Source organism: Amphritea sp. 1_MG-2023, from assembly GCF_030547545.1.
Classification (GTDB): Bacteria; Pseudomonadota; Gammaproteobacteria; order Pseudomonadales; family Balneatricaceae; genus Amphritea.
Window position 1 is genome coordinate 56516 of the sequence record NZ_JAUOQE010000022.1, and the last position, 15829, is coordinate 72344.

Below are 15829 nucleotides of genomic sequence, written 5' to 3' on the forward strand. Positions count from 1 at the left end.
TTTTGTTGATCCTGAAGTAGATTCTAAACATGGTACTAAGCTGGGCTGATTGGGTCATTATAGGCATCATCGCATTATCTGGGTTATACAGCCTGCGCGGTGGTTTTATGAAAGAAGCCCTGTCGTTAGCAACATGGGTGGCGGCCTTTGTGGTTGCCCGTTTGTTTGCTCCTTCATTGAGTACGCTGCTCGATCATCTGCTGGATACGCCTTCGCTGCGTATCGGTGCTGCCTTTATTCTCCTTTTTATTGCCACCCTGATGGTGGGCGCCGTTATCAATAGTCTCATCAATATGCTCGTTCATGCCACTGGGTTGAGCAGTACCGACCGTATACTGGGGGTTGGTTTTGGTGTCGTCAGGGGCGGCTTGATCGTGGTTGTTATCACGGCGCTGCTGGTCCGTTCGCCGGTGACGCAAGATCATTGGTGGACTGAATCGCAATTGATTCCTCATTTTTTATTGATGGAATCATGGACGCGAGAAACGGCGGCTGATATCGGACAAATGATCTGGGATATCAGTGGTAACAATCGCTGAACTTTTTAATTTATACTTGCTGTAACTAACTTAATACCTGAGGTAGCCTTAATGTGCGGTATAGTTGGCATCGTAGCCAAATCTAATGTAAATCAGACAATTTTTGATGCATTAACAGTGCTACAGCACCGAGGCCAGGATGCCGCCGGGATGGTGACCTGTGAATCAGACCGTTTCTTTATGCGTAAAGATAATGGATTGGTCAACGAAGTGTTTCGTACTCGCCATATGAAACGTCTGATGGGCAATATCGGTATAGGTCATGTGCGTTATCCTACCGCCGGCAGTTCTAGCTCGGCGGAAGCTCAGCCATTTTATGTCAATGCACCTTACGGTATTGCCTTGGCGCATAATGGTAATCTCACCAATACCGCTGATCTACGTGAGTGTATGCGTAGAGATAACTTACGTCATATCAATACGACATCCGATTCAGAAGTGTTGCTTAATATCATGGCTCATGAGTTGCAGCAGATCGGCAAGTTGGTGCCAACGGCAGATGATATTTTTGCCGCCATCAAGGCACTGCATAAGCGAGTGAGTGGTGGTTATGCGGTTGTCTCGGTGATTACCGGCTATGGTATCGTTGCTTTTCGTGATCCTCATGGTATTCGTCCGCTGGTTTATGGTCAGCGCGAAACAGATGCCGGCACTGAGTATATGGTGGCGTCTGAATCTGTTGCGCTCGATATCTCTGGCTTTAGTTTGATTCGCGATGTGGCGCCGGGTGAAGCGATCTTTATTACGCAAGAGGGTGAGGTGCATACCATGCAGTGTGCCGAAGATCCTCAGTTACACCCTTGTCTGTTTGAGTATGTCTATTTGGCGCGTCCCGATTCGATCATCGACTCAGTGAATGTCTACAAATCACGCATGCGTATGGGGGTTAAATTAGCAGAGAAGGTTAAGCGCGAGCGGCCTGATCACGATATTGATGTCATCATACCTATTCCCGATACTAGCCGAACATCGGCGCTAGAAATGGCCCACCATCTGGGGGTTAAGTTCCGCGAAGGTTTTATTAAAAATCGTTATATTGGACGGACCTTCATCATGCCGGGGCAGACTCAGCGAACGAAATCGGTTCGCCGTAAACTCAACCCGATTGAGCTTGAATTTAAAGATCGAGTGGTGATGCTGGTTGATGATTCCATCGTGCGTGGTACCACTTCTAAGCAGATCGTACAGATGGCGCGTGAGATGGGGGCTAAAAAAGTTTACTTTGCTTCGGCAGCACCGGCGGTGCGTTTCCCTAATGTATATGGGATAGATATGCCGTCAGCTAAAGAGTTGATTGCTCACGGGCGTAGCGATGATGAAGTCGGTGAAGAGATCGGCGCAGACTGGATGTTATATCAAGATCTAGAAGACTTAAAAGATTGCCTGCGAGCGGGTAATAAAACGGTCACTGGATTTGATGCGTCGGTGTTTGACGGTCAGTATATTACCGGTGATATTGATGATGCGTATTTGAAGCGCATCGATGACGAGCGCAATGATAACGCCAAAGGTGGCGATAAAAAATCGTGTACCAATCAAAACGCTAATCTTCACGCGACCATTCGCTAATTGAGAACAGGCTGTTGGTAGTTGTAATGATAGGAAATGTGATCGATGTCTAAGTCCAATTTTGAACGTCCAGAACGGATTCAGTTTGAGGCTACTGATTGTGAATTCAGTACGCTGGCGATACGGGCTGGACAGCATCGGAGTGATGAAGGAGAGCATAACGATGCGATTTATCCGACCTCTAGCTTTGTTTATTCGAGTGCACGCGAAGCGGCGGCTCGTTTCGGTGGTGAAGAAGAAGGGAACATTTACTCCCGTTTCACTAACCCTACGGTACAAGCCTTTGAACGACGCATGGCAGCGCTTGAGGGTGCTGAGCGAGCGGTCGCTACTGCCTCGGGTATGGCGGCCATTCTAAGTACTTGTTTGGCGTTACTGCAGCAGGGCGATCATGTTGTTTGTTCTCGCAGTGTGTTTGGCTCGATTGTTTCGTTATTTGATAAGTACCTAAGTCGCACGGGGATTAGCGTTAGCTACGTTGATCCTAAGAATATGGCGGAGTGGTCCGCTGCGGTAACGCCTGCCACGCGCATGTTCTTTTTAGAGACGCCGTCGAATCCATTGGCGGAATTAGGGGATATTGAAGCGGTATCTAAGCTAGCGCATGAGCATGATGCACTACTGGTAGTTGATAACTGTTTTTGTACTCCAGCGTTGCAGCAACCGCTTAAGCATGGCGCTGATATCGTTGTTCACTCTGCTACCAAGTATTTGGATGGACAAGGGCGTTGTGTGGGTGGCGTGGTGGTCGGTCGCGATCAAGAGATGGAAGCTGTCTTTGGTTTTATCCGTACCGGTGGCGCTTGTCTGAGCCCATTTAATGCGTGGGTGTTTATGAAAGGGCTAGAGACTTTAGAGCTGCGTATGATGGCTCATAGTGCTAGTGCTTTGGCGATGGCGAGTTGGTTAACGCAGCAGCCAGGCATCGATAAAGTCTATTACTCGGGTTTGGAAGATCACCCGCAGCATGCATTGGCTAAAAAGCAGCAACGTGCTTTTGGTGGGGTGCTCGCATTTGAGGTTAGCGGTGATCAAGCCGCTGCTTGGCGTTTTATCGATGCCACGCAGATCATCTCGATTACGGGTAATTTAGGTGATGTTAAGAGTACCATCACTCATCCGGGGACAACGACACACGGGCGTATGAGTGCTGAGGCAAAAGCGGCAGCTGGCATCAAGGATAATCTTATTCGCCTGTCGGTGGGCCTTGAGTCTATTGAAGATCTGCAGCGAGATGTGCAGCGCGGTCTTGCGGCTATCTAGGTTGATAGGCTTTTAACATGCCCGCCTGATACTTGATCAGAGCGGGCATTTTAGTATCTACAGCGTGTTGATGCGCTAGCGTGAATCTATACCATGGGTTTGAGGCTAATTTGAAAATCATTCTGGCACCGATGGAAGGTGTGGTCGATGCACCGATGCGAGAGATACTGACCCGTATTGGCGGCATTGATCAGTGTGTGACTGAATTTGTGCGTGTTTCCGAGCGCGTTTTGCCGGCTAAGGTTTTTCGTAGAATAAGCCCTGAGCTGTTCACTGATAGCCGCACCAGTTCGGGTACGCCGGTCATCTTGCAGCTGTTGGGTAGTGATCCTCAAATACTGGCAGGTAATGCTCGTAAGGCGGTGAGTATTGGTGCGCGCGGCATCGATCTTAACTTCGGCTGTCCGGCTAAAACCGTGAATAAGAGTCGCGGCGGGGCGATATTGCTTAATGAACCGGAGTTAGTGCATCAGATTGTCTGGTGGGTGCGTCAGGCGGTGCCTGATCATATTCCGGTGACGGCTAAAATGCGTTTAGGCTACAGTGATAAGTCTCAGGCGTTGGAGAATGCGGCGGCGATTGCCGATGCCGGTGCCTGTGGCTTGACGGTGCATGCACGCACCAAGCAAGAGGGTTATCGGCCGCCCGCTCATTGGGAGTGGATTGCTCGTATTCGTGAGCATGTTGCTATTCCGGTCACGGCTAATGGTGAGGTTTGGAATTGGCAGGATTATCAGCGCTGTCGCGAGGTGAGTGGCTGTGATGATGTGATGATCGGACGAGGTTTGGTAGCGGCGCCCGATTTAGGCCTACGAATTAAGGCGTGGCAGCGAGGCGATGATCCGGATCATCTGAGTTGGTCCGAGATGTTGCTGCTATTGCAGCAATTTCTTGAGATGGTCGAGCAGCAGTTAGCGTCAAAGTATGTTCATGGGCGAATCAAACAGTGGTTAAAGATGATGTCGCGTGAATACCCCGAGGCGTTAGCGATGTTGCAGCAGATGCGAACTTTAACGAAGGCGGTCGAAGTACGACAGTTTCTTCAGCAGTATAGCGCCGCGAGTTAGCCGCTGGCCGGTGAATAAAACGCGTTATCTTCCCGTCTAGCTTATTTTAAGTGGCTGACGGCGAGCCCCCCAGTGACCAGGCGAGGCTTCGAAGCGACCGGCTAAAGGCGTTTGGCAGCGACGGCAGCGCCCTTTAGCATCAAGATTCCAGTTGCCGAGTTGATATTGGTGACGCTCAATTAAGCATAACCCGCACTGACTACAAAAGGTTGAGTTGCTTGTCAGTGCGGCAATATTCCCCGTGTAGACATGTTTGAGACCACAATTGAGCGCTATCTGACGGGCGTTTTCGAGGCTTTGTCGCGTCGTTGGTGGAATCTGCTGCAGCTTATAGTCCGGATGGAAAGCGCTAAAGTGGAGTGGAATTAATGCTCCGAGCTGATCGTGAATCCATTCACACATCGCTTCAATCTCGGCTGGGTCATCATTCTCACCGGGAATAATTAGGTTGGTAATCTCTACCCAGCAATCGGTTTCATGAACTAAATAGATCAGGGTCTCTAAGACGGGCTGAAGATGGCCGCCGCAAAGCCTGCGATAAAAATGTTCATTAAAGCCTTTTAGGTCGATATTGGTGGCATCCATAAAGTGAAAAAACCTCTCTCTGGCAGCAGGCAAAATATAGCCGGCGGACACGGCAACTGAGTAGATCCCTTCGGCATGACAGGCCTGTGCGACATCGATGGCATATTCCATAAAAATCACTGGATCATTGTAGGTGTAAGCGATAGCGCGACAACCGTTTGCAACGCAGGCTTGCGCCAGTTGTTGAGGACTGGCTTGACTGGCGAGGGTATCCATTTGTCGAGACTTGCTCATATCCCAGTTCTGACAGAACTTACAACTCAGGTTGCAGCCTGCCGTGCCAAAGGAAAGTACCGGTGTGCCTGGAAGAAAATGGTTGAGCGGCTTTTTCTCGATGGGATCGATACAGAAACCGCTTGAGCGAGCGTAACTATAGAGAACGACCTGACCGTTTTCGCAGCCTCTGACATAGCAGAGTCCTCGCTGTCCCTCCTGTAGCTGACATTGATGTGGGCAGACATCACACTGAACTCGACCGTCACTGAGGGCGTGCCAATAGTGGGTTGCATGCGATGAGAGTGACTTATTCATAAAGTGTTTAGGTTAACCGTGTCGTTAGATAAGGCCGTCGCCATGGCTGACCGGTCAGATTGTGAATCAGGTTCATCATGGGCCTGCTCGATTTTTGGGATCGGACTATACTGTTGTTAGCGTTAAAGGGTATAGGATGAGTGTAGATGAAAATGAAGCAGGCTGCTGTGGCGGGCATGTTCTATCCGCAAGCGCCGGATGAGCTGGCGTTATTAATTCAGCAATTGTTGGCGAATAATCCGCAATCAGGGCCGCAGCCGGTGGCGATTCAAGTGCCACATGCAGGCTTGATTTATTCCGGTGGCATCGCTGCGCGAGCTTATAACCGCATCAGACCCTACCTAACGCAGTGGCATAGAGTGGTGTTGTTAGGGCCTGCGCACCGGCTGCCGTTACAGGGAATGGCGGTGTTGTCCGCAGCACGGTGGCAAACCCCGTTGGGAGAGATTGAGATCGATACACAACTGAGCGCCACGTTGCAGCAAGAAGGTTGGCTGAGTGTGAATGATCAGGCTCATGCGCAAGAGCACTGTCTCGAGGTGCAACTGCCTTTTTTACAACGAATACAGAGTCAGCTACCGATATTGCCGATACTGGTTGGACAAACCCCGTTAGCCGCCGTTGAATCGCTGATCGCAAGAGTATTGGCTGAGGCGCATACGTTGTTGCTGGTGAGTAGTGATTTGAGCCATTTTCATCCCTATGCGCAAGCACAGCAGCTCGACAGAGCAACCCTTGTCAGTATTGAGCGGCTGAGTTGTGATATTCAACCATCTCAGGCCTGTGGCTGTTATGCCTTGAACGGCCTATTGGCCTATGCTGCCCAACAGGGGCTGAAGGCCGAATTGCTCGGCTACTGTAATTCGGGGGATACGGCGGGTGATCGTCAACGGGTTGTGGGGTATAGCGCATATGCCTTCAATTGAACAGTATAGTCAGGCGGATCAGCGTTATCTGTTGCAGTTAGCGCGACAGGCGATTGCCCAAGGGATCATTGGTCATCAGCCGGTACCGCCGAGTATGGCAGCGGTATCAACGGCCTTGCAGCAACCCCGTGGCTGTTTCGTCACACTGACACTCGATGGTCAGTTACGCGGCTGTATCGGTAATCTCGAAGCCGATACCACATTGCTCGAAGCAGTCTGGCGTAATAGTTATCTTGCTGCCTTTAAAGATCAACGATTTATGCCAGTGACGGCGGCAGAGTTAGATCGGCTGAACTATGAAATATCCATCCTCACCCCATTAACGCCATTATCGGTTAAGAATGAGGCGGCGTTGTTGGAGCGACTTAGGCCTGGTATTGATGGCTTAGTGCTGACAGATGGGGGGCATCGTGCAACCTTTTTACCCTCGGTATGGCAGCAGTTGCCGCAGCCGGAACGTTTTGTCAGTCAGTTGCGTCTTAAGGCGGGTTTACCGGCCGATTATTGGCGTGATTCGCTACGCTGTGACATTTATCAAGCGATAAAAATTACCGAAGAGAGTGCGGTGGCTGACGAAAGCTAAAGACTTTGTTTACCCGAGTTGGATTCAATTAAAACAGGGAGCTGCTCGCTCCCTGCTATGATGCTTGATGATTATGCTGCCGTTGAGTTGGTTGAATTCACCGGCTTCAGTATGCAGCGGTCATCAAGTGGTTAATTGATATCGATAGCACGCGGCTTCATCGCTTCAGGGATTTCCTGAATCAAATCGATATGCAGTAAGCCGTTTTCCATGGAAGCGTTAATCACTTGAACATGATCGGCAAGTTGGAATTTGCGTTCGAATCCGCGGGCCGCTATGCCTTGATGGAGATACTGGCGTTCGGTTTCATCGGCTTTCTTATTGCCAGTAACGCTCAATACGCCGTGTTCGGTATTAATAGTGACTTCGGATTTATCAAATCCAGCGATGGCCATGGTGATACGGTAAGCGTGTTCGCTAAGCAGTTCGATGTTGTAGGGTGGGTAACCATTCTGAGCCTGTTCGTTGCGTGATGCATTATCAATCATGGATGCTAAACGATCGAAGCCAATCGCAGAACGGTAGAGTGGAGCTAGGTCAAATTGACGCATAATAATATCCTCATAAAGCAATATAGTATAAGTTGCCTATCACAATGATCAGGCGCTGAACGGAGCTCCATGAGCCTCCGTTACTTTACTAAATAAGGATAAAAAAATGCCTTTCAAGGGAAAGGCATCGATTTTTTTTGTCCCGTGATGGCTTCAGTGGGTGAAGCTATCGACATCGTTAGTGATTTCGACTTCGACCTGATCAGCCGGAATCTTAAAGTCGTAGACTCGCTCCCAGCCTTCGGCTTCTGGGGTGCGTTCCCACACTGTGCCGGCGTTGTAGTCGATCAGCGGTGTTAATGATGGATCTAAATTTGTCATTTTTTCGAGCTCGACCGGTAGTAGATTGGTCACCTCATCTTCGAGAAATTCAGGGGTTTCATAACCGGTGAACATGCGCCAGCCGGTATCATTCAGGTGGGCAGGCACGGTTTTATACATAAAGCGTACCGGTAATTTTTCATCAAAGACTAATTTCGACACAAGGGCCAGAAAGCCATTTTTAGTTTGCGCGGTTTCATCTTCTTTGTTTAAAGGCGTATCGATATCTTCAAGACTCATGACGGCTCCGGCCTGGTGGATTTAAAAGCGCGTATTTTACGCTGTTTTTAGAGCAAAGTTTAGGGAAGGTGCGAATAAGTCAATTACGCCTCTGGCTGACAGAAAAGCTGGAGATCAAGGCAACCGTTACAGGCATACTGGTTGTACGTCGAAAAATGTTAACGCTGAGATCCTGCTTCACTGTAAGCCCCGAAGGGCGGATATTAGAATGGTCATCTACTTTGTCAGCCAGCTTGAAAAGGTCCAGACATTTCGCTGCACTGGCTTTCGCGTATCTGGCCACGCTAATGGCCGCAGAGAGCATAACGGACTTATTCGCACCTTCCTTAGCTTAAAGAGGCGTTATGATGCACAAGGGTTATCGTCAGCGGAATAGGCCGCTGACGATATTGAGGCGAGCTTAGTCGAGTGTATCGATGAGTTTTTGTATGTTGGCTTTCAATTGTCCGGCTTGCTCTGAAGGCAGCGTTGAGAGGAGAGCGGCTTCTTCAGCTGTGGCAATATCCTTAAGCTTTGTGGCTACGTCGATGCCTTTGTTCGTAAGCTTAAGGGTGTCATCTCCTTGATATTCGACTAAGCCTTTTTCAGTCATCCAGTCGGTGGTTTGTCGCAGGGCCACGTCGGGTTGCATGACTAAATCTGTCAATTCGCTCATTTTCATGATTGGGCAGCTATGCATACGCGATAGTATGCGCCACTCTTCAGGACTAATATCACATGCTTGCTTCAGTTTAGGGTAGAGAGAGGCGCGCAGTTTTTGCTGCAGATTACGGACTAAATGAAGCAGATAGTTGCTAATGAAATCCCCCTCTTGTGAGACACTGTCGCAAGGGGACGAGGCTTTAACCATTTCAGGGTGTTGTGCTGAGATAGCATAGTGACCTCGGGCAAATACCAGTGGTTCGATAACATCGTTAAAGCGGTAGTGAATCACTTCGCCGACCAAAATTAAGTGATCCCCGCCTTCATAGACGGCCCAGGTCTTACATTCAAGTTGGGCCGCATAATCTTCTAACATCGGAGCACCACCCAAGCCGGCAGTGTAAGCGACATTGGCAAACTTGTCTTCGCCGCGACTGGCAAAATTATTCGAGGTGGCCACTTGATCGCTGCCGAGAATATTGACGGCAAAATGTTTGGCATTTTCGAAGGCTGATAGGCTATGGGCACCTTTATCGATACTCCAGAGGATGAGCGCAGGTTCCATCGAGACAGAGTTAAAACTGCTGGCTGTAACCCCTACAGGCTTACCTTCGGCATCGAGAGTGGTAATCACGGTGACACCGGTAGGAAACTGTGACAGGGCGCGGCGAAAATCTTTGGGGTCAAAATCTGTCTGAGACATGGTGGTTACCTTATGATCAATAAGAGGGGCGATGCAGTTGTTGTTGTGGCTGTCAGCGCTGAATAATCAGTATTAGGATTAATATGTTAATTAATTGTAATGTGCCTCGAAGCACAAAACATATATTTTACAGTGTTTTGTTTGTACTTTTCATCGATTTTAATTATTACTGTATTCGATCCTTCTATGGTTTTCCACTTTTAACTAATTGAAATATAGTCTAATTCTTGTTTTCGCGGTACTGGCTGGCGGTCATGCCTACATTTCTGCGAAAGAAGCGTGCGAAATAGGCTGGGTCTTTGAGTTTTAGTTGATAGCTTATCTCTGTAAGCCAGAGAACATAACGGACTTATTCGCACTTTCCTTAGGGGTTATCCGTCCAAAATCCACTAAACAAGGCTGAATAAGGGCTTAGTAGATGGCGGGTTATCGAGAATGCTAGCTTAGTTGAGAGAGGCGCGGATGCTAACCTCAGTAACATGCGTTGCAGCGGCCGTGTGAACAATCCTAAATAATTTTAAAAAGTGTTAGACTAAGTTCATTCAGTTTAGTCGCCAATGGCTTCACTATTTTTTATTCATAATAAATATAGGTATGCATGAAAGCACCCAAAAGGCTCTTGCCATTAATAGATGAAGGTTTGATTGATGAAGTGATAAGCCGGCTGATGAGTGGTAAAGAGGCCGATATCTATATTGTCAGTTGCGCCGGTCAGATTCGTTGCGCCAAAGTGTATAAAGATGCGGTAAAGCGTAGTTTCAAGAATGCGGCGCAATATCAAGAGGGCCGTAAGGTGCGCAGTGGTCGGCGTGCTCGAGCGATGGAAAAAAACTCCGCCTATGGCCGCAAGCAGCAAGAAGAGATTTGGCAAAATGCTGAGGTCGATGCGCTATCACGCTTGCATCGTGCTGGGGTACGAGTGCCCGAGACCTTTGGTTGTATTGATGGCGTGTTGTTGATGGAGCTGGTGGTTGATGATGAAGGTGATGTCGCCCCGCGACTTGGCGATGTATTGTTAACCGAAGAGCAGGCCGTAGAAGATTATGCGGTGATGATGCATTACATCAAGTTGATGTTGTGTGAGGGCATTATTCACGGCGATCTGTCAGAATTTAATGTATTAGTCGATGAATATGGCCCGGTGGTGATTGATTTGCCACAAGCGGTGGATGCCTCGGCGAATAATAGTGCGCGAGCGATGTTGTTACGCGATGTTAATAATATGACCCGTTATTACGCACAGTTTGCGCCCATCCTGAGTTTGTCTCGTTACGGTGAAGAGATGTGGTCGCTGTATGAAGAAGGGCTATTGAAGCCAGAGACCGACCTAAGCGGATTGTATGATGGCGATGCCGACAGCGCTAATGTGGACTCTGTGCTGGAAGAGATTAAGGCCGTGATGCTAGAAGAGCGAGAGCGGCAAGAACGTTTAAGGGAAGCTGAAGACGCTTAACGCTGAATCTTAACCGTCGCGGTCAAGGCCGTGAACGGGTATCACATTATACGGAAAAGCCCACCTAGCGTGGGCTTTTTTGTACTTGCCTGTTTATTCGGTTGGTGATAGTTTGATCATTAATCAAATCAATAGGTTATTGATTTGGTTTGGTTTACACGTTTATATATAGGCCAGTCACGTTTATAGGCCACTCGTCACACGAAATAGTGTGCACGCACGCTTTTCTGGAAGGGAATCGTCAAACTATGGAAGGTTTCAGAATGAAATCAGTTGGTTACAAGCATAAGCCCGGTGAGTTCTCACCAGTCTATCAGGCACGCACACGAATAAGCTGTTATACGTAATCAAATATGGATAAGTCAAAGTTAATCGAAGCTATTCATATCGGGGGTTCTGTAGCCTCATTGACTGCCATAGCATTATTAGCATTAGGTAGTACTACGACAGAATTGCAATTTGCTTCAATACTAGCTTACGCAATGTCAGCTTCGATATTAGTGGGCGTGTTGGGGCTTATTTATTATGGGTTACGCGGCATGTATTCATCAATTTTAGCTAAAGTTGGTGGGGCGATAGCAGTTTTAGTTTATGCAATTATTATCCCTCTAACTTTTTGGTTGGTGTTGTATTTGGTTCTCTTTTTAAAAAGTTTAGCTAGCTACGAATTCTTATGGATAATAGAGCAGCTACCGAAGTAAAACGTATAACAAGGCGCAGCAATCGCTCCCGTTCGTCGCTGGGACGCCCAAAAACGCTTCGCTTATTTGGCCGCCCTTGTGCGCGGCGTTATATTTTTCTGGAGTCTTGTATGTTGCATCAAATTGAAAAGTGGATTGATCAGACGAACATTGAGTACCAAGAACAAAGGATTTCTTGCTCTAAATTCTTTGATGAATTCAAAGGTTTTTATCCTTTAAAATTCCTTCAACAATCATATTTTGTTATTGTCGATACAATCCCCAAGCCTAACTTTCCTGAGTTACGTCAAATGGGGCTAGGTGACTTTATCGATATGGAAGTGAACGGAATTACGTACAAAAACACTTATTATGTTCTTCCTGAGCTGGCATCGGATTTGCGGTTACATTTTCACGAACTTGTCCATGTTGCACAATGGGGGCATTTAGGTGCAATACCATTTATGGAGCGCTACATAACTGAAATTCAAACTTCGGGATATCACGCAGCACTTTTAGAGAAAATGGCATACGCTTTTGATGCTCATTTTACGAAAGGTGGCGAGAAAATAGATGTTCCTAATTACGTAGCAAAAAAAATACAAAAAGGTATTTAAACGTAACTAAAACAGTGGGTTACATTTTGCTTGGTTACACATTTTAACCCACTATTTTTTTTCAGATTAATGTGGCGTTATAAATAAATCGGGCCAAGAACATTAGCACACTAAATTATCATAGAGGGATCGATGCCAAATAATGACCAAATATTGTTAGGAGAGCTGCTTAAGCAAGAGGCAGATGAATTCGATGAAACATTTTCGGAAAGTGATTTCTTTGAGTTTTACTCGGCCAACCAAATACTTAAGGAATATGAGCTTAGCTACGAAGAAATAAGAGTCGGAATTGCTGGTGAAAGCCATGATGGTGGTGCTGATTCAATTTTTGTATTCGTTAATGGCGACCTAATAAAAGAGGATTCCGATGTTAAGGAAAAGTACAAAAAGAACCCTGATATAGAGCTCGTAATAATTCAAAGTAAAAAAGAAAGTGGCTTTGGAGAAGATGCTCTTTTGAAGCTATCGAGGCTTTGCAAGAACCTCCTAGATCTAGAGTTTATTAGGGATGATTTTACTGGAAGATACAACGAGACTATACTTTCTTCATTTGAGTTGTTTAAAAAAACCTACGTATCTCTGGTAACAAAACGGCCATCCCTCAAGGTTAGTTTTCACTATGCATCAATGGGTGTCGCTGTCCATGATAATGTTAAAAAACAGGCGGAGGATCTCGTTGATGATGTAAAGGAAATGCTGCCAAACTCGGAAGTATCAGTTGATTTTGTTGGGGCTCATGAGCTTGTTACTTTAAGCCAAGAAAGACCCAATGAAGTTTTTAGGTTACCTACTGCTGAAGCTCCGTTATCTACTTCAGAAAAAGTATTTATAGCATTAACAAATATAAAAGATTATTACAATTTTATATCTGATGATAATGGAAAGTTGATGCGTCACATATTCGAATCTAATGTTCGTGATTATCAAGGTAAGACTAATGTAAATAAGGAAATTCAAACCACACTGGCTAGCCAAAACAATGAAGAGTTTTGGTGGCTCAATAACGGAGTAACTATTCTTGGTTCAGATGCGACTACGCCGGAGGCAAGGAATTAATTATTCATAACCCTCAGATAGTAAATGGCCTGCAGACCTCTTCTGAGATACATAGGTTTTTGATAAACAACCCCGATCGAATTGAGCAAGAAAAAAGATCTGTCCTGATTAGAGTAATCGTTCCAGAAGATGAGGAAACACGAGATAGAATTATTAGGGCAACCAATAGCCAGACCCCAATCCCTAAATCTTCCTTGAGGGCAACAGATAATATTCACAGAAGCATCGAAGATTATTTCAAGCCAAGAGGAATGTACTACGACCGACGGAAAAACTACTATAAAAATGAGGGTAAAAAGCCGAAAGAAATAGTAAGTCTTCCATTCTTGTCTCAGTGCCTAATGTCTACCCTTTTACAGCGCCCTGATTCTGCACGAGCAAGACCTTCCACTTTGTTAGAAAATGACGAATCATACGAGAAACTTTTTCATCAAAGTAATGCACTAAATACTTATTTCGTCGTTGCTTCATGGGGAAGAAGTATTGACCTACGATTGAAGGAATTGAAGAAGTACGAAACGGCCGAAATTAGTGACATAAAATTTTACGTTTTATATTACTTTTGCTGTAGCAAAGTCACATCTCTATACCCAAGCAATGCAAAAATTAGCGGTCTAGAAAACTCAGACATTGAGGATGCTGAAATAGATGCGGCATCAGATATCTGCTATGACATCTATAGAGAACTGGGTGGAACTGATAAGGTCGCTAAAGGCACAGTATATTTAGAGAAAATTAAAGAAAAACTTAAGCAAGAGTTTGAGTTATAACAAGCAAAGGCAGCGGATGCTTTCACCGCTGCTTTGAACGTTAGTTTGCAATCACGATATGGAGTTTTAATTGAACGTTAAAGAGACACTAAAAAAACTGCACGAAAACGAGCAAAGTCTATTTATTGTTCATTATTCATGTCAGAACCTAAATGATAATAATGAGAATTACTCACCAAGAATCACATCTATTGCCGTGCTACACGTTGGTAGCTCTACTATGCATAGCTTTTCTATCCATTTGATTGCTGAAATAAAGAAAATTTCTCGTGAAGATATCCATGAACATTACGACGATTTAGAAAAAGAAATGTTAGCCCAATTTTTTTCCTTTCTTTCAGATAATGATGGTGGGTTTTGGTTGCATTGGAATATGTCTAATATTAATTATGGGTTTGAAGCGTTAATTCATCGCTACAAAGTTCTATCTGGCGAAGACGGTAAGCGGATTCCAGATTCTAGAAAATTCAACTTATCTTCACTACTACTATCAATTTATGGGAAGAACTGTGTTGAACACCCTAGAATGGCTAGTTTTATGAAACTGAATGATGGTGAACACCGTGATGGCCTAACGGGTAAAGAAGAAGTCGATGCTTTTGCAGCAAAAGAGTATGTAAAGCTTCATAAATCAACTATGTGTAAAGCTTACTGGTTTCAGCATATGTATTATCAACTTCAGCGCAATAAGGTGGTTGTTCATAATAAAAACTGGGACAATAAAGTTAATACTTTTCTTGAGCGCCCAACGGTTAAAGCACTTGGTTTTGTCGCAGTGCTATTTTCATTATTTCAAGCTGTTCAATATGGTTATTCTTCGATTGAGCTCGAGGAAAAAGAAAACACTTCAGTGCAAGAGAAAACTAACAAGTCAAGCAACACGGACGGCGATAAAACTGCCGCCGGTTCTTGAGGCGTTAAATTTCAAGCACGATAAGGAGAATGTGCCAAATGATGGAAGCAATAATTGGAAGTGTAGTAGCAATAATCTTAAGCATGATTGCTAATGTACTTACCCCGTTTTTCCAAGATTTTTTTAAGATCAAGCCAGTTACAGTTCCGGATGTCCCAGAGCAGGAGATTCAAGAACCGGAACCTTCTAACGTCGAAGAATGGAGAGCACAAAACCGAGCCAAGTTAGAAGCCGTTGTTGGTAAGGTGTATTTTTACGGTTTTTCATACTTCGCTATGTACATGGCATTCTTTATCTCTATTTCTCTAAATGGGGGCCTTGTTAACCCAACGATAAATCTCATAGATTCTAAGCTTGCGATCGACTACGTCATCAATAAAGATAATCTGTCTACAATTTGTGCAATATTTGGCGTTTTAGCTTATGCGCCTTTCTGGAAGGTGTCGCAATTTATAGCAAGCTTCATAAGCTCTATTGTTGTTCGGTTTACATTCGTAAATGAAGTTAAGTATCTAGCTTTCACGGTGCTAGCAATGGTTTTTTGGTCATTTTTTATTGCGGGTAATGTTTCTTGGGTGCTAAACGTCGATGCGGGTTGGTTTGATTCAATCAAACTTTCATTAATACTATGGTTTTTACTGTTCTTTTCCGCACTAGCGAACAAGAAATAAAAATTTAACAAGCGCATGTTGTCGGACTGGTTTTCCGCTGCGCTCCAAACCAGCCGCAAATGCGGGCGTTAAGCGCTTTGTAGGTATCACCGAAATATGAAGTTAAAAAAGTTATTGAGTCATGATTTCATAAAGAAGTTCAATGAATT

18 protein-coding genes are annotated in these 15829 nt (G+C 45.6%); 13 read left to right on the forward strand and 5 right to left on the reverse strand.

Going from position 1 to position 15829, the window contains the following annotated elements; translation table 11 throughout:
• The first annotated feature begins 29 nt into the window (after positions 1-29).
• The 4 genes from Q4488_RS12530 to Q4488_RS12545 all read left to right on the forward strand — a co-directional run bounded on the left by Q4488_RS12530 (position 30) and on the right by Q4488_RS12545 (position 4438).
• Positions 30-539 carry a CvpA family protein gene (locus Q4488_RS12530; protein ID WP_303580815.1) on the forward strand — a complete coding sequence of 170 codons (510 nt, stop codon included), beginning with the start codon at positions 30-32 and terminating at the stop codon, positions 537-539.
• A gap of 51 nt (positions 540-590) precedes the next feature.
• Positions 591-2108, forward strand: coding sequence for an amidophosphoribosyltransferase (gene purF, locus Q4488_RS12535; protein ID WP_303580816.1), 1518 nt, complete (start codon positions 591-593; stop codon positions 2106-2108).
• Between the two features lie 45 nt (positions 2109-2153).
• Positions 2154-3371, forward strand: a complete 1218-nt coding sequence (locus Q4488_RS12540; protein WP_303580817.1) for an O-succinylhomoserine sulfhydrylase — start codon at positions 2154-2156, stop codon at positions 3369-3371.
• Positions 3372-3481: 110 nt separating this feature from the next.
• Positions 3482-4438: a tRNA-dihydrouridine synthase gene (locus Q4488_RS12545; RefSeq protein ID WP_303580818.1), complete on the forward strand. Its 957-nt coding sequence runs from the start codon at positions 3482-3484 to the stop codon at positions 4436-4438.
• Between the two features lie 36 nt (positions 4439-4474).
• On the opposite strand, the gene amrS is transcribed toward Q4488_RS12545, so the two are convergent.
• Positions 4475-5554 (reverse strand): AmmeMemoRadiSam system radical SAM enzyme, encoded by a 1080-nt coding sequence (gene amrS / locus Q4488_RS12550; RefSeq protein ID WP_303580819.1) that lies wholly within the window; start codon positions 5552-5554, stop codon positions 4475-4477.
• Positions 5555-5700: 146 nt separating this feature from the next.
• Between amrS and amrB the strand changes: the two genes are divergently transcribed.
• Together amrB and amrA are read left to right on the forward strand one after the other, a co-directional pair.
• On the forward strand, positions 5701-6480 hold the full coding sequence (amrB, locus tag Q4488_RS12555; protein WP_303580820.1) for an AmmeMemoRadiSam system protein B: 780 nt from the start codon (positions 5701-5703) through the stop codon (positions 6478-6480).
• Positions 6467-7063, forward strand: a complete 597-nt coding sequence (gene amrA / locus Q4488_RS12560; RefSeq protein ID WP_303580821.1) for an AmmeMemoRadiSam system protein A — start codon at positions 6467-6469, stop codon at positions 7061-7063. The genes amrB and amrA overlap by 14 nt, the downstream gene beginning before the upstream one ends.
• Before the next feature lie 131 nt (positions 7064-7194).
• Here the strand turns inward: amrA and Q4488_RS12565 are convergent, their stop codons facing one another.
• The 4 genes from Q4488_RS12565 to Q4488_RS12580 form a co-directional block, all read right to left on the reverse strand.
• Positions 7195-7614, reverse strand: coding sequence for an Hsp20 family protein (locus tag Q4488_RS12565; RefSeq protein ID WP_303580822.1), 420 nt, complete (start codon positions 7612-7614; stop codon positions 7195-7197).
• A 153-nt stretch (positions 7615-7767) separates the two neighbouring features.
• Entirely contained in the window at positions 7768-8175 is a 408-nt protein-coding gene (locus tag Q4488_RS12570) for a DUF2185 domain-containing protein (RefSeq protein ID WP_303580823.1), read from the reverse strand.
• Between the two features lie 400 nt (positions 8176-8575).
• On the reverse strand, positions 8576-9520 hold the full coding sequence (locus Q4488_RS12575) for a flavin reductase (RefSeq protein ID WP_303580824.1): 945 nt from the start codon (positions 9518-9520) through the stop codon (positions 8576-8578).
• A 220-nt stretch (positions 9521-9740) separates the two neighbouring features.
• Positions 9741-9842, reverse strand: coding sequence for a hypothetical protein (locus Q4488_RS12580; RefSeq protein WP_303580835.1), 102 nt, complete (start codon positions 9840-9842; stop codon positions 9741-9743).
• 276 nt (positions 9843-10118) lie between these two features.
• Between Q4488_RS12580 and Q4488_RS12585 the strand changes: the two genes are divergently transcribed.
• From Q4488_RS12585 to Q4488_RS12615, 7 genes are all read left to right on the forward strand, one after another.
• On the forward strand, positions 10119-10973 hold the full coding sequence (locus Q4488_RS12585) for a PA4780 family RIO1-like protein kinase (protein ID WP_303580825.1): 855 nt from the start codon (positions 10119-10121) through the stop codon (positions 10971-10973).
• Positions 10974-11326: 353 nt separating this feature from the next.
• Positions 11327-11674, forward strand: a complete 348-nt coding sequence (locus Q4488_RS12590; protein ID WP_303580826.1) for a hypothetical protein — start codon at positions 11327-11329, stop codon at positions 11672-11674.
• A gap of 110 nt (positions 11675-11784) precedes the next feature.
• Positions 11785-12270, forward strand: coding sequence for a hypothetical protein (locus Q4488_RS12595; RefSeq protein ID WP_303580827.1), 486 nt, complete (start codon positions 11785-11787; stop codon positions 12268-12270).
• A 132-nt stretch (positions 12271-12402) separates the two neighbouring features.
• Complete coding sequence (locus Q4488_RS12600; RefSeq protein WP_303580828.1) at positions 12403-13326, forward strand: AIPR family protein; 924 nt, start codon at positions 12403-12405, stop codon at positions 13324-13326.
• 2 nt (positions 13327-13328) lie between these two features.
• Entirely contained in the window at positions 13329-14096 is a 768-nt protein-coding gene (locus Q4488_RS12605; protein ID WP_303580836.1) for an AIPR family protein, read from the forward strand.
• Between the two features lie 70 nt (positions 14097-14166).
• The gene (locus Q4488_RS12610; RefSeq protein WP_303580829.1) at positions 14167-15009 is read left to right on the forward strand and encodes a hypothetical protein; all 843 of its coding nucleotides are present in this window, start codon (positions 14167-14169) and stop codon (positions 15007-15009) included.
• Positions 15010-15047: 38 nt separating this feature from the next.
• Positions 15048-15680, forward strand: coding sequence for a hypothetical protein (locus tag Q4488_RS12615; protein WP_303580830.1), 633 nt, complete (start codon positions 15048-15050; stop codon positions 15678-15680).
• Positions 15681-15829 lie beyond the last annotated feature (149 nt).